The sequence below is a fragment of the Paenibacillus sp. GP183 genome, from assembly GCF_900104695.1.
Taxonomy (GTDB): domain Bacteria; phylum Bacillota; class Bacilli; order Paenibacillales; family NBRC-103111; genus Paenibacillus_AI.
This window is the reverse complement of the sequence record NZ_FNSW01000001.1, coordinates 4,943,497-4,962,257: the sequence shown is the minus strand read 5'-3', so window position 1 is coordinate 4,962,257 and position 18,761 is coordinate 4,943,497. Positions and strand designations below refer to the sequence as shown.

The following is an 18,761-nucleotide window of genomic DNA, read 5'->3' as shown; positions in this document are numbered from 1 at the left end:
TCCCCATTTATTTAGGGAGATATATAATTTGGCCTGGGGAGATGTCCTGGTCGCCGAGCCGATTAAACAGCTGCAGTTCCCTAGGACTGAGTTGATACCGTTTAGCTATGCCTTCAAGCGTCTCTTCCCTTTGAACGATACACATGCGTACTTTACGAAAATCCTGCGTTTCTGCCTCTGATTGCAGAAACAGCTTTTGCCATTCTACGGGCTCTCCCTTGGAAGCTTCGGCTTCAGCGGCTAAAGCGGCTTCTTCTTCTTTGCGTTTGTCGGAATGAAAGATGGAGCTCGCTTTGGATAACAGCGACTTGATGCCATACGATTTGACTTCTATTGCTTCGTCCGCTTTTTTGCCAAAAGCGAGCTTGAGATCTTTTTTGTCGTCAATTTCATGTAATTCCGCAAGCTCTGCGCTGTCATCTACTGAGACCTCAAGCTTCTCTTCCACCAGCTGAAATTGTGGCTGTACAGCAGCAAATGTCGTTTCCCCTGCGGCTTCAATTCTTTCAATCGATTCATTCGAATCCGCTTCAAGCTGAGGCTGATCCGGTTCATGGACAAAAACGACTTCTTCTTCCTCACGCCAGGTGTCTTGTGTAGACGAAATCATTTCGACGCCTTGCAGGGAAAGCACACCCGTCACGTTCAGGCTTCGCGGTGAGAGGAGATCGATGTCAAAATTTTCGATCTCAACCACAATATCCTCAACGCGGCTAATTCGATTCAGTGGAAGCGTGATTTCAACCGGAATAAAATGCTCCAAGCTGCGAGTACCCTCTCCCGATTCATCTACATAGCTCCCGGTCAAGAGCAAATTCCCTTTTAAAACAGCCTGCTCATCTTGCGTCAGCACTTGAATATGAGGAATGAGTTCAACCTCATTCAGCTCGCTTATCGCGGAATTCCCTTCATGTACATGCACACGCTCATAGATATCAAATCTCAAGCCGGGTTGTTGTTCTGCCACTAACGCAGTCCTCCCTTCATGTAATTTCCAGCGCATTCAATACGCCTGAAATACTCTAATATACTTGTTTGTCTCTAAAGTATATGGGTGAAGGGAGCATGGCATGACTAGATTTTCATTATTCGCGAAGCTTGGCCTGAAGCTGCAGGAAATCATCGGGTAAAGGGGCAGTTATCGATAAGGGTTCTCCGGAAACCGGGTGTGAAAAAAGCAGCTGCTCTCCATGAAGCGCCTGCCGATCGATTCCGATAGAAGTCCCGCCGTAGAGAATGTCTCCAAGCAAAGGATGACCGATATAGCTCATGTGAACACGGATCTGGTGAGTTCTGCCTGTTTCCAGCCTGATCTGCAGATGAGCCGCTTTCTTCATTTGCTCCAACACTGTAAAATGCGTCAACGCATCATCGCCATCCGGCGTAACCCTGCGTTTGCCGGAAAGATGACGGTCCGATCCAATTGGCTCGCGAATAGATCCTTCTTTTGCTGTGAAAATACCTGAGGCCAAAGCCGTATAAATGCGTTCAATATGTTTTTCCCGCATGTCTTCATCCAAAAGAAGATGTGCCCATTCATTTTTGGCGTACAATACAGCACCGGTCGTATCGCGATCAAGCCGATGGATATGCCGAATAGAGCATGATTGCCCAGTAGATTCATAATAATAAGCAACGGCTCCTGCAAGAGTTCCCTTTTGGCCCTTTTCGGCAGGATGGATCGACATCCCGGCAGGCTTGTTTACCACCAAGCAAAAGTCATCCTCAAAAAGAATTTCCAGCTCCGAATATTCGGAAGCTATGGCTGATCTTTCAGAAGGAAAAACGCGAACCAGCAGCCTGTCGCCTTGCCGTTTAATTCCACCGTCTTTTAACAACTTGTTAAAAAGCTTGCGAGGTACCCTTAAATTCAAATGCTGCTCGAGAGCTTGCGCAGCATCTTGCTGGACAGGATTCCAATCGGAATGATATAAAGCGAGTTCCATCCATTCGCCTTTGCGCTTCCATCTGATCATAGGTTTACAGATTCCTCACTTAAAAAAATCTTCTACACTATATTTTAACAATTTTTAATAACAAATGCATAAGTTTATATGATAATATGTAAGTTGCGTATATTTTTCGACACTATGAAATATGGACTCACTCATGCTATAAGGAGAGGATTTACAACTGTGAGTATTGCTTATCAATTATTTGCCAATATCCGCAACTGGAGCTTGCTAAAACGCGTGTTATTGATTATTGCTGTCTGTGTTTTTGCCGCCTCCAGTTTTTTATTTTTGACACCGCCGGGAGAGAATATTCGTCTATTCCTGGCCAAGACCGTGATTACTACTCAGCATCGTGATTGGGCCTGGATTTTTGTCGGAGCCCAAAAAAGAGATGTGTTAGTCACTGAAATGCAGAGTATAACTGAAATTAACGCTGAGGAAAGACAAAACCTGAGCGCAGTAAACTACCAACAAGGCCGTAAAATAGAAAACTTGATTAAGGTTGAGGACATATCGGGTAAGCTTTGGAAAGGCAAAAAGATGTACGTGTATGATCCTACCACGATCCGCGTCGTAGTGCCTGCCACTCAAGGTCAGGGCGAGCGCATCACGGCAATGGTGGAACGCACAGGAGCCGTAGCTGGTGTAAATGGCGGGGGGTTCGATGACCCTGAAGGTCTCGGAAACGGGTTTGCGCCTATCGGAGCTATTATCTCAGGCGGAAACATCCTTTTTACGGACCAAGACAGCTCTATCCAGCAGCATATCGTTGGATTTACTAAAGACGGTACCTTGATCATCGGGAAATACAGTTTAAACGAGCTGCTCGATCTCAAAGTCTCGGAGGCTGTTTCTTTTTATCCCCGTGTCATTGCCAACGGAAAGCCCTTAATCACCAGCGGTGATGGCGGGTGGGGCCGCGCTCCGAGAACAGCTGTAGGTCAAAAAGCTGATGGAACTGTTATCTTTATCGTCATAGACGGTCGGCAAACCTCGAGTGTAGGCGCCACGCTTAAAGAAGTTCAAGATCTTTTTCTTGAGGACGAAGTCATCAATGCCGGTTTCCTGGACGGTGGGGCCTCCTCGGAAATGGTTGTGAACAAGGAGCTTATCACCAAGCCGTCCAGCCGCTACGGAGAGCGGAGATTACCTTCGGCCTTCCTTGTTTTTGACAACCCGGCAAAGGTTGAAGTGAAGAACATCTGGCAAGGATTAAAAACCATTGATCCAGGTGGTTCTTACGACCATCCCGAGTTTTTAAAGGAAATGGCTGATAAAAAAAATAACGCTTCAAAGTCCACAGCCAAACCTTCAACAACACCTTCAATAACACCTTCAATAACACCATCGACTACACCTTCGACAATACCATCGTCGTCTCCATCATCCGTTCCATCGTCAACACCTGGCATTACTCCCAAACCTGGTGCTGTCAATGAACCAACAGTATCAGATAAACCGGCTTCAGCAACACCCAAGCCAACAATGGATCCAAAGACCAACACGGTTCCTTCATCATCACCGGCAGTTAACGGAAGCAAGACAGAAGCTCCAGCTGCGCAGTCACCCGTTCCCACTTCATCGATTAAACCAAGCAGCACACCTGCAGCAAGTCCTGGAGGCGCCGGAGCAGCACCTTCTCCAACACCGACAGCATAAACTCAAGGGGGCTGTCCCAAAAGCCATGAAAATGGCAGCGGGACAGCCCCTTTCTTTGTTGTGAAGAATATAATTCCTTAAAATGATTTGAGCGCTTGTCGATGGGCTTCAATTGTCGCTTCAATATCTTCATCCGAATGTGCTGCAGAAACAAACATCCCTTCGAACTGAGAGGGAGCGACAGAAACTCCTTCATCCAGTAAATAAGCAAAGTAAGCATTAAATTTGCCTGTATCTGAAGTTTTGGCCGTTTCAAAATCAATCACTCGCTGCTCAGTGAAAAAAGGACAAATCATAGAGCCGACTCGGTTGACTGTGCTTGGTATCCCGGTCTGGGCCGCATTACTTGCAAAGCCTTGCTCAAGTCTCGCAGATTTACGTTCCAGGTCTTCGTAGACGCCCGGTTCACCCAAAAGCTTCAAGGTTGTATACCCGGCTGCCATTGCCAGCGGATTGCCGGACAAAGTTCCAGCTTGATAGATCGGTCCGGCCGGCGCAATCATTTCCATGACGTCCCTGCGGCCGCCATAAGCGCCGACAGGCAGCCCTCCTCCAATAACCTTACCCAAACAGGTAAGATCCGGTGAGATGCCATACAGCCCTTGAGCACAATGCTTGTGTACCCGAAAGCCAGTCATAACCTCATCAAAGATCAATAAGCTGCCATATCGCTTGGTTACATCGCGAAGTCCTTGGAGAAATCCCGGTTCCGGCGGAACGACACCCATGTTGCCGGCGACGGGCTCCACGATGATAGCAGCTATATCCTCGCCGAATTTCTCAAAAACTAGCTGCACGGCATCCAGATGGTTATAAGGAACCGTAATCGTATTAGCCGCTACGTTTTCCGGAACACCGGGACTGTCCGGCAAGCCCAGGGTAGCAACGCCGGAGCCCGCTTTGATCAACAGTGCATCGGCATGTCCGTGATAACTGCCTTCAAACTTCACGATCTTATTGCGCCGTGTAAACCCCCGTGCCAGCCTGAGTGCGCTCATCGTGGCTTCTGTCCCGGAATTTACCATACGCACCATGTCCAGGGAAGGCACTCTTTCCACGACCAGTTTGGCCATCTCCGTTTCCAGGAGTGTTGGGGCTCCAAAGCTGGTTCCTTTTGCAGCCGTATCCAGGACAGCCTTAAGTACATCGGGATGGGCATGCCCCAGGATCAGAGGACCCCATGAACCGACATAATCAATGTAGGAGCGGCCATCAATGTCAAAAACACGAGAACCCTCACCGCGATCCATAAAAAGAGGGGTAAGGCCTACCGATTTGAAAGCTCTTACTGGGCTGTTTACACCCCCGGGTATGTACTTCTTGGCTTCTTCAAATGCAGAAGCGGATAAATTGTCGATTCTTCTCGAATTTTTCATTTTAAAGTACACCCGCCTAATCTATTATGATAAAATAAAGGGGAAAATCCATACTCCATACCAATAGAGGGATGTTATGATCGAATTCATTCAAAAGGTACCCCTATTTTCCTTGTTAAACAAATCACAACTGGAAGCCATCGCCCAAATTTGCTCCAGGAAAACAGTCAGGGCAAACAGTATATTATTTACCGAAAAAGATCCGGGCGGCGAGTTTTACATGATTTTGGGCGGATCGGTTAAAATCTATACGACGGGTGCCAATGGAGAAGAAAAGATTCTCACGATGTGTAGAACCGGTGAAAGCTTTGGCGAAATGTCACTGATCGACGGCAAGCCTCGTTCTGCCTCCGCCAGCACATTAGAGGACAGCACCCTCATCGCCATTTCAGGCGACAGATTTTTGGGGCTGCTCCGAGAGCATTTTGACATTACTCTGGGAATCATGCGTGAGCTAGGCAATCGGCTTCGTGACACGAATCAACACGTTTATGATTTAACGTTTCTAGATGCAAGAACACGTGTAATCAAAAGCTTAATCAAGCTTGCCAATAAGCACGGCCTTCGGATTGGCAGCACGATTACCATCAAACTCGACCTCAACTACGACGAAATCTCGCAAATGGCCGGTGTGCAGAAGGTCACTTTAATGCAGGTTATCCGCGATCTTGAAGAAAAACAAATTCTGCAGATTTCCCCATCAGACTTCAAGCTTGATTTGTCCAAGCTTCGCTAACCCAACCGGTTCCGATATTCCCGCAGTTTGCTGCAAATATTGTGTTAGCTGCTGAGATGCATCTTTTCCCTGTCGAATGCAGTCAGGAATGCCCACACCGTGGAAGCCTGCACCGGTAACATAAACACCGGGTATCGCTTCAGCCAGCTCACTACGAAACTCCGCAACCATATCCAGATGCCCAACCGGGTATTGAGGCATGGAATGGGGCATACGCGTAATCTCAACAAACTCCGGCTCAGCATGAATCCCCATCAACTCGGCAATATCCTTCCGCACACTTTGCACCAGCTCCTGATCCTCCCAATTGACCCAATCTTCTTGGCCGGAACGGCCGACATAGCAGCGAAGCAAAACTTTGCCTTCTGGTGCGGTATGCAGCCATTTGGCTGAAGTCCAGGTGCAGGCTGTGATCGTTCTAGCTTCCTTGCGAGGAATCAAGAATCCCGAACCATCCATCGTAATTGGAATATCTTTGAGATCAAAAGCCATAATCACATTGGCCACGGATACATAATTGATCTTTTTCAGTTTCTCGGAAGCAGGCAGATGAGCTAGCAGCTTCGCAGCTTGATAAGCGGGTGCAGTTAGAATAACGCCATCCACCATCTCTGAATGCCCATCCTCAAACACAACTTCAATTCGATTCTCCAATCTCTGGATGGCTTTCACACTCTCGCCCGTTCTGAGATCAGCTGCATCAAGTGCTTGCACAAGCGCATTCACCAATGTTTGCAAACCTTTTTTGTAAGTCAAAAATTGGGAATTTTGAGCAGCCGGCGGCAGATCCGTATTCTCAGCTGCGGTCTTGCTTTTATTCGCCATCATGCCGAGGATGAGACTGCGTTTGTTTTGTTCCATTTCCTTAAATTGCGGAAATGTAGCTTGAAGGCTGAGAGCATGCGTGTCACCGGCATAAATACCAGCCAGCAAAGGCTCCGCAATATGCTCCAATACTTCCTTGCCAAGTCTACGCGCAAGAAAATGCCCGAGGGATTCATCGGACTTGTCCTCACGTTTGGGAAGCAAAGTATCCATAGCTGCACGTATTTTCCCAAACGGTGAAATCAGTCCGGTTTTCATCAGCGGCGACCACTCTGTTGGAATACCGAGAACAAGTCCCGGAGGCATTCGATGCAGCTTGCCGTGATGCAGGATATAGGTTTTCTTTGCCTTTGGGTTTTGTCCTCTTAATTCATCCTCAAGCCCAAGCTCCCGAGTCAGATCAATTACCGGGCGCTTTCGCGCCAGAAAGGAATCCGGCCCTTTTTCGATGATAAAACCATCTCGCTCAAGGGTATGGATTTTGCCCCCGAATGAGCCTGATTGCTCGACCACCGATATGCGCGCATTCCATCCATCCTGTTTCAGCTGTTTTTGCAAATAATAAGCAGCTGTTAATCCCGTAATGCCTCCGCCGATGATCATTACATTTGGACTCGTCGTCATTGGGATTGCTTCCTTCCTCCCCTTACTTCACTTTCTCAAAAACAACGTCGCTGAGGGTTTCCATGTAGAGGGGGTCCGTATTTAAGGATTCCGTTCGTTCCAAATGCATCCCGAGCTGCTTGGCTAAATGCTTGCATTCGATATCAATATCATACAGAACCTCAAGATGGTCCGATACAAAGCCGATCGGGCATACCAGCACATGCTTGACGTGCTCATCATCGTGAATCTGACGCAAAACATCCAGAATATCAGGACCTAACCAAGGAGCAGCCGTTCGTCCGGCGCTCTGCCAGCCAAACATCCAATTCGTAATGCTTGCCCGCTCTGCGACAGCCGAAGCCGTAGCAAGAAGTTGATCGGGATAAGGATCCTTCATCTCCAAAATTTTCTCCGGCAAGCTGTGTGCAGTAAAAATCACTTTAACTTCTACCGGCCTCGCATCGGCAAATAGGGTTAATGCCTTTCTCACACGCAGCGTTAAAGCTTCGAGAAGCTTGGGGTGAAGGTGATAGCTCATAACAAACTCCATATTCAACCCGGTCTCTTCTGCTTTTTCCTTTGCCCGCTTCACATAGCTGCCAACACTCATCGTTGAATAATGCGGAGCGAGCACAACGCCTATGGCTTCCGTGATCCCATCCTCCACCATACCGGCCACCCCGTCTTCTATGAAAGGAGCAGCATGTTTCAGACCATGATAACAAATAAATTCATGCTCCGGGTGCTCCCGGTTTAAGGTATCCTGCAGCGATTTTAGTTGTTTATTCGTATTTTCTCTTAGCGGAAAAAATCCGCCTACTATGGCCTCATAGCGGCTTTTTAAATCATGAAGCTGTTCGGGTGTCGGCGGACTGCCACGTCTGATATGCGTATAATAGGCTTCAATTTGATCCAGGCTTTCCGGAGTCCCGTAGGACATCACTAATACACCGATGCGTTTCTTTGTCATTTGGCAGCACCACTTTTTGCGGATTGTTGAGACATTGCGGAGCGTGAGTAGGTATGGATAAAAGAGGTCAGCTCCTTCAGCTTGTCCAGGGAAGCTTCAGGATATAATCCGTGACCCAAGTTGAAAATATAGCCGGGCTTTCGGATCCCCTGGTCGATGATATCTTTGGCTTGGCGTTCGATCACACTTTGCGGAGCTGTAAGCACATAGGGATCAAGATTGCCTTGTACCGCAAAACGGTCGCCCAAACGCCGGCGCCCTTCTTCAACAGGAATTCGCCAATCCAGTCCGATGACATCCGCCTCAATGTCGTGCAAATAAGGAAGCAGCTCGCCTGAGCTGACTCCGGGGAAATAAATCTTGGGCTCTTTATAGGAAGAGAGCTGTTTAAAAATGCGGATGATCGTAGGAAGTACATACGTTTGATAATCGATAGGAGACAGGGCGCCAACCCAGCTGTCAAAAATCTGTACCGCTTTTGCACCTGCATCAAGTTGAGCCTTCAGATAAGTAATGACCATATCACCCAGCTTGTCCATAAGCCCAAACCACACCTTGGGCTCGTTGTACATCATTTGCTTCGTCATGATATAGGTTTTGGAAGGCTTGCCTTCTATCAAATAGCTGGCAATCGTAAAAGGCGCCCCGGCAAAAGTGATCAAGGGAACCTGTAATTCTTTATGTAGAATCTCAATCGTGCGGATAATATGCGATAAATCCTTGCCCACATCAATGGGACGCAAACGCTCTACATCTTGAAGTGTGCGAATGGGAGTATGAATGACCGGACCGATATTCTTGACGATATCGAAATCAACACCCAGCGAAGCAACCGGATTCATAATGTCCGAATATAAAATAGCGGCATCGACGCCAAGCTTTTTAACCGGCATCATCGTGATTTCAGCGGCCAACTCCGGCTGTGCGCATATTTCAAGCAAGGAGAACTTCTCTTTGATTTTGCGATAATCAGGATCATAACGTCCGGCCTGGCGCATGTACCATACCGGCACAATATCTACCTGCTGCTTGCGGCAGGCTTTAATAAAATTATCGTTATAAGTCATAAAGCACCTTCCCTTTTTGCTGCGTTCGTGCATAGCTGGGCTCTGTTTCCATTATGCCCTAATTATAACCTTGTCACAACTCATAGAAGCTTGATGAATGCGACAAAACCTTGACAAAAAACCATTCTCGCCCGGTTTTTTAGCAAGAATGGTTTTTGAAAGTCTAAGCGTTTTGCAGCCATCCAGCGATATCCTTGGCGAAATAAGTCAAGATAATGTCGGCGCCGGCTCGTTTAAAGCCAGTCATCGTTTCCATCACGATTGCCTGCTCGTCAATCCAGCCCTGCAAGGCGGCAGCTTTTACCATCGAGTATTCGGCACTCACGTTATAAGCCACAATCGGCAGGTCAAAATTCTCCTTCAGCAGGCGGATAACATCCATATAAGCAAGGGCCGGCTTCACCATGAGGAAATCCGCGCCTTCCATGACATCGGATTCTGCTTCCCGCAAGGCTTCACGCGCATTGGCAGGATCCATCTGATAGGTTTTCCGATCTCCGAATTGGGGACTCGAATGAGCCGCCTCACGGAAAGGACCATAATAGGCCGACGAATATTTAACCGAATAAGCCATGATGGGCACGTGCTCATATCCGGCTTCATCCAGTCCAGCGCGAATCGCTTGCACATAACCGTCCATCATGTTGGAAGGGGCAATGATATCCGCGCCGGCCTTCGCTTGGGAAACTGCTGTTTTGACAAGCAGCTCCAGGGAAGCATCATTCGCTACATCAGCTTGTCCAGTTACAGGATGATGGTGAATGACGCCGCAATGACCGGTATCGGTGAATTGGCACAGACAAGTATCGGCAATAACGAGCAGATCAGGATTCCATTGTTTGATCAAACGTGCGGCCTGCTGTACGATACCTTCCTCATCAAAAGCGGAAGAGCCTTCAGCATCTTTATGCTCAGGCACGCCGAACAGCAGGATCGCCTGTAAACCGAGTTTGCTAATTTCCTGAATTTCTTCCTCAAGACGGTCCAGCGAAAAATGATACACGCCCGGCATGGAAGGAATCTCGTGCTTGATCTCCTTGCCCACAGTGACAAAAATAGGCTGCACCAAATCATGCAGGGAAATCCTGTGTTCTCTAACTAAATTGCGAATAGCGGCAGACCCGCGCAAACGCCGATTACGGACGATAGGAAAACTCATCACAACTTCCTCCTTGTGTCAAAAAGATTGGATCTACATCTCAGAGCCGGACATGCTCGCAGCCAGTGACGCAATAGTTGCTTCTTTGGCCATATAATCAACAGAAAGACCGAAGGATTGCAGGGTCTCTTTTGTTTTGGGACCGATGCAGGCAATTTTCATGCCTTTCAGCAAGCTGATCGGATCTTCGATCCCCTTCTTCGTTAAGGCCTCGATCAAGTTCGTAACAGTGGAAGAGCTTGTAAAAGTAACAATATGAATATCGCGGTTGCGGAGCATGTCAACGACGCCTTCTCCATCCTGCATATCCAGAACATTCTCATATACATCGACTTCCGTAACCTCGAGTCCCAGCTCCTTGAGCTTCTGCGGCAAGTAGTCTCGGGCTATATCTGCAGTTGGAAGCAGGACCTGCTGACCCACTTTAAGTTCGTGTATAATCGCTTCCAGCAAGCCTTCGCCTTGAAATTGGAAAGGCAGCACCTCGGCGATGAGACCTCTTGCCTGCAATGCTTCGGCCGTTTTCGGACCAACAGCTGCAATGCGTGCTTTCACCAAGGTCCGAATATCGAGTCCAAGCCCGCTCAGCCTGCGAAAGAAAAAATCAACGCCATTCACGCTGGTGAATATCGCCCAATCATAAGCTTGCAGCTTATCTTTCGTCAACGCAGCATCCAGAGCTTGTATCACTTCAGGACGGCTTGGCGCCTGCAATCGGATAACGGGAAATTCAACGGGCTCTCCGCCCATTTCGTCAATGAGATCAACCAGCTCGCTCGCTTGACTTCTCGACCGGGTAACCAGGACCCTGCGCCCGAAAAGCGGCTTCTTTTCAAGCCAGGCCAGCTTCTCGCGCAGCTTCACGACTTCGCCTACAATAATAACGGCAGGGGATTGAAAATTGGCCAGCTTCACTTTCTCTGCGATATCCTCCAAGGTTCCGGTGAGGGTAGCTTGCTGCGTCCATGTTCCCCAACGCACGAGCGCAACCGGCATTTGGGGAGGTTTGCCAAAGCGAATCAACTCGCGGCAAATTTGCTCCAGATTGGCTACACCCATCAAGAAGATCATCGTCCCGACGGCTTTGGCCAGATGCTCCCAATCCAGTTGAGAATACGTTTTATTCGGATATTCATGTCCGGTCACAATCGCCACCGAAGAGGTAAAATCCCGATGAGTCACTGGAATGCCCGCATAAGCCGGTACGGCAATCGCCGAGCTGATACCGGGAATGATTTCAAAGGTGATCCCATGATCAGCCAGCAGCTCGGCCTCTTCGCCGACTCTACCGAAGACGCTGGGGTCCCCGCCTTTCAGCCTTGTGACGATCTTGCCCTTCATGGCAAGATCGACCAGTAATTGATTGATCTCTTCCTGTTTAAGCATATGCTTATCCGGAAGCTTGCCCACGAAAATGAGCTCCGCTTCCGGTTTTCGATAAGTTAACAAGCGCGGGCTGGCGAGCCTGTCATACACGATGACGTCTGCTTTACGAATCGCTTCCATTCCGCGGATCGTAATGAGCTTCGGATCCCCTGGACCGGCCCCTACGAGAAATACCTTGCCTTGCTTCACCTGACTCACCTTGCTCACTCCCTCGCCGCAGCCAATATCCGGTCTGCTCCCTGCGCGATCAACAGATTCGCCACGAGCAGACCTAACGCTTCCGGATCGTTGCCGGAAGCGGATTCCTTAAGCAGGGTGCGGCCGTCCGGCGAGCCAACCATGCCCGTGAGCGTCAGCTGCGCCATCGCCGCCGAGCCGCTGCCGCTGTCCTCGCTTACGCTGGCGTAAGCGCCGAGCGGGACCTGGCAGCCTCCATTGAGTCTGCCCAGGAAGGCCCGCTCAGCGCGCACCGCGAGCGCGGTAGGGCCGTGCTGGAACCTGCCGAGCAGGTCCAGCATGAAGGCGTCGCCGCCCCGGCACTCGATGCACAGCGCTCCCTGGCCTACGGCAGGGAGGCAGATCTCGGGCGGCAAGTACGCGCTGATGCGATCCTGCCAGCCGATCCGGTGCAAACCGGCCGCGGCGAGCAGTATCGCATCGAAGCCTTCCGATTCGAGCTTGCGCAGCCGCGAATCGATGTTGCCGCGGACCGACTCGATCCGCAGGTCGGGTCGGTAGTTCTGCAGCTGGCTGGCGCGCCGCAGCGAGCTGGTACCGACGATCGCGCCCCGCGGCAGCTCGTCCAGGGAGCGGTGCCCGCGCGTGATGACGCAGTCGCGCGGATCCTCGCGACGGGGCACTGCTCCCACGATGAGCCCTTCGGGGAGCTCGAAGGGCATGTCCTTCATGCTGTGGACGGCGATGTCGATCTCGCCGTCCAGAAGGGCTTGTTCGATCTCTTTGACGAACAAGCCTTTGCCACCGACTTTGGACAGCGTCACGTCCTGGATACGATCCCCATTTGTGATAATTTTAATGATCTCAAATTCGCATTCTATACCATGGTCGACGCTAAGACGCTGAAGCTCCTCCACCACTTGCCCGGTTTGCGTGAGCGCCAATGCACTTTGCCTTGTTCCTACTCGAATCGTTCTCATAAATTCTCCCCCTGCAGCTCTTCTCCGAACGTCCAGGCTGCCTCTACGGCAAGAAATCAGCCAGCGTTGGATCTTCCGTCAATGCCGCATCCAACTTCAGTTTCCACCGCTCAAAGCTGCCGTCGCGTATTTTTCCCAGGATGTCCCAATCCAACACTCGTTTAAAAATGTGTTGCCTGATCTCTATATCCTTGACGCTGCCTTGCACCTTCAAACGAAGCTCACTCAAAAAGTCCAAATAAATTTCATATTCCGCTCCATAAGAAGCTTCCAGCTCTCTGGCAATGCTCCTTGCCACGGAGGGGCTGGCTCCGCCTGTTGAGACTGTCAGGATTAACTTGCCTCTTCTGACAACAGAAGGGACGATGAAGCTGCTCTTGTCAGGTCGGTCGGTTACGTTCACCCAAGCTCCATGAGCAGTGGCTTCTTCATAGACAGCTTCGTTCAACTCAGCTTGATCTGTTGCCGCTATTACGATTGAATATGCTGCAGTGTCACCAGATTGGAAGGCTCTCTTCTTCAGCAAAATCTTACCGCGGCCTTCTTGCGCTATCAGCTTATCGGATACCTCCGGGGCTATTACCGTGACCAGCGCACCGGCCTCAAGCAAAGAATCCGCCTTGCGCCGTGCTACCTTTCCCCCGCCTACGATCAAGCAAGATTTGCCGCTCACATCCAGCATAACCGGGTAGTACATCTTCATACCGATCACATCCAAATCCATTGATGGAAGCCGGAAACCAAATTGGATACGACAAAATTAATCACAACAATCAGAAATGCCGCCAAATTCCAGGCTGCCAGCTTATTTCCTGACACGCGCAGCGAATGGTGCTGAAATAAATAGAAGGTGTAGGCAGCAAGCACGAATACCGAATTAATGACTTTAGGATCCCAAAATAAATCCTTATTGCCTTCCAGCGCGATCCACACACCGCCTAGTGACAGAGCTAACAGAAGCAGCGGTGCTCCGACAATAATCGCGAAATATGTATATTCCTCGATTTTTTCCAGGGAAGGCAGCCTCATCATGTTCGGTGAAAATTGTTTTTCCTTCAACTGCCGGTGGAGAAACAAATACATGCCAGAAAAAATGGCCGCTACAGTGAAGGCTGCATAGCTGCCTATAGCCATAGTTATATGAATAAACAGCAATTCATCATTGATATTCCAGCCTTTGAGGGTTGGCGTCACATGGGGGTTGCCGAATATATTCAAGGCCAAGATCGCAAAGCCCAGCACATTGATAAAAAAAACAAATAATTCAATCCGGAAAAACCGATTTACCCCCAGAGAAATGGCAACGAGCAGCCACGAAAATAAAAAGAGGACATCCGATCTGGATAATGCCCATTGCGAGACATGGCCAAAAATGCTCATGCAGAGGTATACGGTTTGTAAAATCCATACAAACGAAAGCAGCCCCGTCCCCATCCGTTTTGCGCTCCGATTCGCTCTGGCAAAATCGGAGAAGTAAAACAGCAGGCTCAGGGCATACATATATATCATTGCATCATATAACCAGCTTTGAGTTACCATGGCATCTCTCCTGGAATGATTTCGAAGAACTGCCGGTTATGGACTTATGGACGAACAAGCGCTTCTGCAGGCTTCAAGCCGAATACGGGCGTCTTTTCTTCGAATGCCCGTTCCACTTCCGCCAACTCTGCTGCCTTGATCTCCTTAGCTTGCACCATAACAGCAGCTTGCTCTTGCTCATCTAGCGTGTCTTCCAGCGCGAACAGCTTGGTAAACAGCTCCAAAGCCTCTTCCCCGTGTCGCTCCCCGGCCATTTCTTTGACACGGAGTATCGGATCGCGAAGCATTTGGTTCACCATACTCTTCGTTAATTTACGAATGATTTTGATCTCGCGCTCATCCAGCTCCGGCAGCTTCTTGAGCAGGCTTCCCATCGTTTCTTCGTGAATCTCATTGGCTTTGGATTGTAGTGCTTCAATCACGGGACTAACTCCAAGAGTTTTGGTCCACTGCTCAAATACAAGCAGTTCCGATTCAATCATCTTATCGATTTTGGCCGCCTCTTTCCGTCGTTCCTGCAAGGAAGTCGCAACAATGGCTTCCAGATCATCTATGTCATAAAGATATACATTCGGCAAATCGCCAATATCCGGATCCAGATCGCGAGGCACCGCAATATCCATCATAAATAGCGGCCGTGATTTGCGCTTTTGAAGTATCGGCTGCAGCTGTTCACGGGTCAGTACATAACCTGGGGCCCCTGTAGAACTGATGACTATATCCACCTGGTCCAATCGCTCTACCATTTCTTCGGCCGGACAAGCTATGCCGTTAAACTTCTCTGCAAGCTCCAGAGCCCGCTCAAACGTGCGGTTCACTACAATGACCCTGCTTGCTCCATTGGCATACAAATGTTTGACGGTGAGCTCGCTCATCTTGCCCGCCCCGATAATCATCACGGTTTTACCGGCATACATGCCAAAGATCCGTTTGCCTAGCTCAACAGCCGCATAGCTGACGGATACCGGATTTTCGCCAATGGACGTTTCGGAATGAGCTTTTTTGGCCAAAGTAATCGCCTGCTTGAACAATGTGTTAAAAAAAGTTCCGGTCGCTTTCAAGGATTGAGACAATAGAAAGGCATCCCGCACCTGCCCCAATATTTGTGTTTCACCGACCACCATGGAATCCAAGCCGCTTGTCACCCGGAATAGATGTTCAACTGCTTTGTTGTGCTCGTACATATATAAATGCTTGATGAATTGTTCTTTGGGGATTTGAAACCATCGCTCGATAAAGTTGGTAATATAATGGCTGCATAGGTTCTCACGATCCACTACAGCGTATATTTCCGTGCGATTGCAGGTGGCCACGATGACACCTTCCAGTATACTCTTCGTTTCCTTGAGCTCCGCTATGGCTCGCGGCATATCTTGCTCAAAAAAAGCAAAACGTTCTCTAATTTCAACTGGAGCTGTTCGAAAATTTATGCCTACTACTACAATATGCATCATGTTCACCTGCCTTACGCCCTTATTAATAATCATTATTATAACACAGTGAAACAAGCATTCCGACAAAATATTTGAATAAATTATGAATGCTGCAGCCGCCTTAAAGCTTAGTTTTCACCTGCCCAATTATGGATATACCCCTCATGCCATTTATTGCAGAAGCTTTTTTCGAATCATATTACTGAGGGACTCGTCCTTCTTAACTAGCTTATCTTGTTGAGACGAAATAATGCTCCCTCGCGAAGACATCAATTCTCCATAGGCTGCATATATATCCTGAAACTGAGCAGCCGCATCCAGAAGCGTTTGTTTCTCGTCTGCTTTAAGCATCCTGTGTCCGCCCACCTGCAGCCTCAGCACGTATTGCATGAGCTGATTCATACTGGACAGCGCGGCCAAATGATCGGAGCCGACAGCCAGGGCCAGCCTCTCATGGGTATAATTCGCGGAATATAAGGATTGCTTAAGTGAATCCAGCTCCGCAGAATCCTTGATCTCACGGGTTTGCTGCAGATAGCTGCTTAGCAGCTCCATCTGAAACAGGGAAACCTGATACAGCAAATGGGTCGGATTGGTGCTGCTCATCTTGGATTGAAATGAATCGATCACTTGCCATATCGGCCAAATACTTAATAATACCACTAATCCATAGACGGTTAATCTGCCTGCCTGTCTTCTTCTCATACCCTGTCCCTCCAGCTCTTGGTCATGCCTCGCTGTACATTGTATGGGAACAGGGACAAACAAATACCCGCGGATTTCTCCGCGGGCTCATTGTCTGAATCTTATTTTACAAGCGCTGCTTGCTTCATTTCTGGAGTTTCCACTAGCACTTCACCTATGCCGCGCACAAGTTTCTTCGCATAAACTTTTTCCGGTTTTAATACGGATACCATGAAGTCGATCGCCAATTGAGGATCTACAGTTTCACCGCAGGTATAACAATCCAATGCGGCAAAGCCTCTCTCAGGGTACGTGTGAATGGAGAGATGACTCTCAGACAATAATACCAATACGGTTGCTCCTTGTGGTTCGAACTGCTTCGCTTGAACGGATAACACGGTTGCTCCACAAACCTCTGCTGCTTCCACCATTTGGGCTTGAAGCCATTCCGCGCTGTTCAGACGATCAAAGTCTACACCCCAAGCATCTACAGCAACGTGTCTTCCGAAAGTTGAGTATTCCACCTTCCGGTTCCCCCTTCCTAGGAATAAAATGTTTGAAAAAATTTCATCCGCTAGGACCTACGTCATTCACTTCCCGAGGGTAAAATCTCTCGCAACATTCAATGTCCTGAGTGAATCCTGGTTCCTATATTATTTTGTCAACGAAAATAAAAATAACATCTATTGAACAGAAATGCAATACTTTTTTTTTCGAGAAAAGAAAAAGAGCCCTCTTCCAGGGCTCCACCGTTTTTAATGAATAAAATCAAGCTTCAAGTAAAAATAAACGCTGAGTCAATTGACTTAATCGACTGTCAATTCGACTGCGAATATTCGTCTCAATCAGCGCATTGCGAAGATCCAGCAAATGATTGATCTGCTGATGAACGCCTTCAATTTCCCGTTCAATTTCCTGCTTGAGAAACATTTGTTCAAGCTGCCCCAGTGTATCTTTGTATTGATATATGATGTTTTCAATGGTGCCTTTGGCTTCTACAATTTTAACAACTGCGCCAAGCTCATAGTAATAAATCATCGTATAAGTAGAGTATATGCGGTTTACAATAGCGCTTCCTTTGAATTCGGAAACAGCTATACGCATCAAGTTGGCCAAGCGGGTGTTGCTTAATCGACAGGATCCCATACAAACATATTTGCCTGATTTCTGTTCAAACGAAAGTACAATCTCCTGACCTTCATCGTCTTGAAAAACAATCTCCTGATTGCCGTTCTCAAGAACTTTAACCTGTAAGGTCACTTGCTGATCCACAAACATTTGAATAAAGCTGAACATCTCGGCTTCCGTTAACTGTAGGCAGGTTTTGACATATTCAGTCGCTAACCTATGTGCCATAAAAATCCCTCGATTCTTTATTTTCAAGCCATGGGTGGAATTACCCTTGTATATAAGTATACTACATCACAATTTTATATTCCTGTGGGCTTTTCATTGAATTCAGGCAAATTCAAGTGAAAACCCCAGGTTTACCGGAATCGTCTTAACATTTTCCTAATAAAACTCTGTTTCCCTGCTGCACATTATGGGTTCTCTCTTCATAAGTAACCACAATCCATGCTTTTCAATCAGAAAGGGATTATTCCGTATTGCTTTCATAACCAATCGCATTTTCCAAAATGGTCCAAAGCTCGTCCTTGCCAAGCCCAATTTCGGAGGAAAAAACCTGCAGCAAATCGTCCTTCCTCATCCCCATTGTTTCTCTAACAACTTTAGCATGCTTGGCCCACTTGCCTTTGGGGATTTTGTCTGCTTTGGTTGCTACCACACAGACAGGAATGTCATGATGAGTCAACCACTCAAACATCGCCTGATCATCATTGCTCGGGGGATGCCGCAAATCCACCAGGAGCATAACCAGCTTCAGGGTATCGCGCTCCAACAAATATTTCTCTATAAATTTGCCCCATTGTTCACGTTTTGTTTTGGATACTTTGGCGTAACCGTACCCGGGAAGATCGACGAAGTATAAGTCCTCATTAATTCGGTAATAATTCAGTGTCTGTGTCTTGCCAGGCTGCGAGCTCGTTCTAGCCAGATTCTTGCGCGCAATCATCCGGTTGATGAGAGACGACTTCCCCACATTAGAACGCCCTGCCAGAGCAACCTCCGGCAAGGCATCTTGTGGATATTGGCTGGGACCAACAGCACTGATCACGAAATCAGCTTGATTGACCTTCATATCCTGCAC

The 18,761-nt window shown here is 48.3% G+C and carries 18 protein-coding genes; 2 read left to right on the top strand and 16 right to left on the bottom strand.

From position 1 onward, the window contains the following. Window positions 1-7: 7 nt before the first annotated feature. Together BLV33_RS24610 and BLV33_RS24605 are read right to left on the bottom strand one after the other, a co-directional pair. Window positions 8-967 (bottom strand): LysM peptidoglycan-binding domain-containing protein, encoded by a 960-nt coding sequence (locus BLV33_RS24610; RefSeq protein ID WP_090797922.1) that lies wholly within the window; start codon window positions 965-967, stop codon window positions 8-10. 118 nt (window positions 968-1,085) lie between these two features. Further along, on the bottom strand, window positions 1,086-1,976 hold the full coding sequence (locus tag BLV33_RS24605) for an RluA family pseudouridine synthase (protein ID WP_090797921.1): 891 nt from the start codon (window positions 1,974-1,976) through the stop codon (window positions 1,086-1,088). Between the two features lie 159 nt (window positions 1,977-2,135). Here BLV33_RS24605 and BLV33_RS24600 point away from each other — a divergent pair, with 159 nt between their 5' ends. Beyond that, complete coding sequence (locus tag BLV33_RS24600; protein ID WP_253187158.1) at window positions 2,136-3,614, top strand: phosphodiester glycosidase family protein; 1,479 nt, start codon at window positions 2,136-2,138, stop codon at window positions 3,612-3,614. Window positions 3,615-3,691: 77 nt separating this feature from the next. Here the strand turns inward: BLV33_RS24600 and hemL are convergent, their stop codons facing one another. Beyond that, entirely contained in the window at window positions 3,692-4,990 is a 1,299-nt protein-coding gene (gene hemL / locus BLV33_RS24595; protein WP_090797918.1) for a glutamate-1-semialdehyde 2,1-aminomutase, read from the bottom strand. Window positions 4,991-5,066: 76 nt separating this feature from the next. On the opposite strand from hemL, the gene BLV33_RS24590 reads away from it, so the two are divergent. After that, window positions 5,067-5,726 carry a Crp/Fnr family transcriptional regulator gene (locus tag BLV33_RS24590; RefSeq protein WP_090797916.1) on the top strand — a complete coding sequence of 220 codons (660 nt, stop codon included), beginning with the start codon at window positions 5,067-5,069 and terminating at the stop codon, window positions 5,724-5,726. Here the strand turns inward: BLV33_RS24590 and hemY are convergent. The 13 genes from hemY to yihA form a co-directional block, all read right to left on the bottom strand. Further along, on the bottom strand, window positions 5,691-7,175 hold the full coding sequence (gene hemY, locus BLV33_RS24585; protein ID WP_090797915.1) for a protoporphyrinogen oxidase: 1,485 nt from the start codon (window positions 7,173-7,175) through the stop codon (window positions 5,691-5,693). The two genes, BLV33_RS24590 and hemY, sit on opposite strands and share 36 nt — an antisense overlap. A 22-nt stretch (window positions 7,176-7,197) precedes the next feature. Further along, window positions 7,198-8,127 carry a ferrochelatase gene (hemH, locus tag BLV33_RS24580; RefSeq protein WP_090797913.1) on the bottom strand — a complete coding sequence of 310 codons (930 nt, stop codon included), beginning with the start codon at window positions 8,125-8,127 and terminating at the stop codon, window positions 7,198-7,200. Next, the gene (hemE, locus tag BLV33_RS24575; protein WP_090797911.1) at window positions 8,124-9,194 is read right to left on the bottom strand and encodes a uroporphyrinogen decarboxylase; all 1,071 of its coding nucleotides are present in this window, start codon (window positions 9,192-9,194) and stop codon (window positions 8,124-8,126) included. The genes hemH and hemE overlap by 4 nt, the downstream gene beginning before the upstream one ends. Before the next feature lie 163 nt (window positions 9,195-9,357). Further along, complete coding sequence (gene hemB, locus BLV33_RS24570; protein ID WP_090797910.1) at window positions 9,358-10,353, bottom strand: porphobilinogen synthase; 996 nt, start codon at window positions 10,351-10,353, stop codon at window positions 9,358-9,360. A 33-nt stretch (window positions 10,354-10,386) separates the two neighbouring features. Then, window positions 10,387-11,928, bottom strand: a complete 1,542-nt coding sequence (cobA, locus tag BLV33_RS24565; RefSeq protein WP_171909380.1) for a uroporphyrinogen-III C-methyltransferase — start codon at window positions 11,926-11,928, stop codon at window positions 10,387-10,389. A 14-nt stretch (window positions 11,929-11,942) separates the two neighbouring features. Then, on the bottom strand, window positions 11,943-12,896 hold the full coding sequence (hemC, locus tag BLV33_RS24560) for a hydroxymethylbilane synthase (protein ID WP_090797907.1): 954 nt from the start codon (window positions 12,894-12,896) through the stop codon (window positions 11,943-11,945). Window positions 12,897-12,939: 43 nt separating this feature from the next. Then, window positions 12,940-13,599, bottom strand: a complete 660-nt coding sequence (locus BLV33_RS24555; protein ID WP_171909287.1) for a precorrin-2 dehydrogenase/sirohydrochlorin ferrochelatase family protein — start codon at window positions 13,597-13,599, stop codon at window positions 12,940-12,942. 5 nt (window positions 13,600-13,604) lie between these two features. Further along, window positions 13,605-14,435, bottom strand: a complete 831-nt coding sequence (gene ccsA, locus BLV33_RS24550) for a cytochrome C assembly family protein (protein ID WP_090797903.1) — start codon at window positions 14,433-14,435, stop codon at window positions 13,605-13,607. A 44-nt stretch (window positions 14,436-14,479) separates the two neighbouring features. After that, window positions 14,480-15,886 (bottom strand): glutamyl-tRNA reductase, encoded by a 1,407-nt coding sequence (gene hemA / locus BLV33_RS24545; RefSeq protein WP_090797901.1) that lies wholly within the window; start codon window positions 15,884-15,886, stop codon window positions 14,480-14,482. A gap of 153 nt (window positions 15,887-16,039) precedes the next feature. Next, window positions 16,040-16,573 (bottom strand): S-adenosylmethionine decarboxylase, encoded by a 534-nt coding sequence (locus tag BLV33_RS24540; protein ID WP_090797900.1) that lies wholly within the window; start codon window positions 16,571-16,573, stop codon window positions 16,040-16,042. A 101-nt stretch (window positions 16,574-16,674) separates the two neighbouring features. Beyond that, on the bottom strand, window positions 16,675-17,076 hold the full coding sequence (gene speD / locus BLV33_RS24535) for an adenosylmethionine decarboxylase (RefSeq protein ID WP_090797898.1): 402 nt from the start codon (window positions 17,074-17,076) through the stop codon (window positions 16,675-16,677). Between the two features lie 244 nt (window positions 17,077-17,320). Next, a complete protein-coding gene (locus tag BLV33_RS24530; protein WP_090797896.1) occupies window positions 17,321-17,908 on the bottom strand; it encodes a non-ribosomal peptide synthetase module in 588 nt (195 codons plus the stop codon). 241 nt (window positions 17,909-18,149) lie between these two features. Continuing rightward, the gene (yihA, locus tag BLV33_RS24525; protein ID WP_090797894.1) at window positions 18,150-18,752 is read right to left on the bottom strand and encodes a ribosome biogenesis GTP-binding protein YihA/YsxC; all 603 of its coding nucleotides are present in this window, start codon (window positions 18,750-18,752) and stop codon (window positions 18,150-18,152) included. Window positions 18,753-18,761: the final 9 nt, after the last annotated feature.

Excerpts from the sequence above, each read along its gene's own strand:
- hemH (WP_090797913.1), bottom strand. The coding sequence starts at position 8,127 with ATGACAAAGAAACGCATCGGTGTATTAGTGATGTCCTACGGGACTCCG.
- hemL (WP_090797918.1), bottom strand. The coding sequence starts at position 4,990 with ATGAAAAATTCGAGAAGAATCGACAATTTATCCGCTTCTGCATTTGAA.
- BLV33_RS24555 (WP_171909287.1), bottom strand. The coding sequence starts at position 13,599 with ATGAAGATGTACTACCCGGTTATGCTGGATGTGAGCGGCAAATCTTGC.
- BLV33_RS24540 (WP_090797900.1), bottom strand. The coding sequence starts at position 16,573 with ATGAGAAGAAGACAGGCAGGCAGATTAACCGTCTATGGATTAGTGGTA.
- hemE (WP_090797911.1), bottom strand. The coding sequence starts at position 9,194 with ATGACTTATAACGATAATTTTATTAAAGCCTGCCGCAAGCAGCAGGTA.
- BLV33_RS24605 (WP_090797921.1), bottom strand. The coding sequence starts at position 1,976 with ATGATCAGATGGAAGCGCAAAGGCGAATGGATGGAACTCGCTTTATAT.
- hemC (WP_090797907.1), bottom strand. The coding sequence starts at position 12,896 with ATGAGAACGATTCGAGTAGGAACAAGGCAAAGTGCATTGGCGCTCACG.
- hemY (WP_090797915.1), bottom strand. The coding sequence starts at position 7,175 with ATGACGACGAGTCCAAATGTAATGATCATCGGCGGAGGCATTACGGGA.
- hemB (WP_090797910.1), bottom strand. The coding sequence starts at position 10,353 with ATGAGTTTTCCTATCGTCCGTAATCGGCGTTTGCGCGGGTCTGCCGCT.
- BLV33_RS24590 (WP_090797916.1), top strand. The coding sequence starts at position 5,067 with ATGATCGAATTCATTCAAAAGGTACCCCTATTTTCCTTGTTAAACAAA.
- BLV33_RS24530 (WP_090797896.1), bottom strand. The coding sequence starts at position 17,908 with ATGGCACATAGGTTAGCGACTGAATATGTCAAAACCTGCCTACAGTTA.
- yihA (WP_090797894.1), bottom strand. The coding sequence starts at position 18,752 with ATGAAGGTCAATCAAGCTGATTTCGTGATCAGTGCTGTTGGTCCCAGC.
- hemA (WP_090797901.1), bottom strand. The coding sequence starts at position 15,886 with ATGCATATTGTAGTAGTAGGCATAAATTTTCGAACAGCTCCAGTTGAA.
- ccsA (WP_090797903.1), bottom strand. The coding sequence starts at position 14,435 with ATGGTAACTCAAAGCTGGTTATATGATGCAATGATATATATGTATGCC.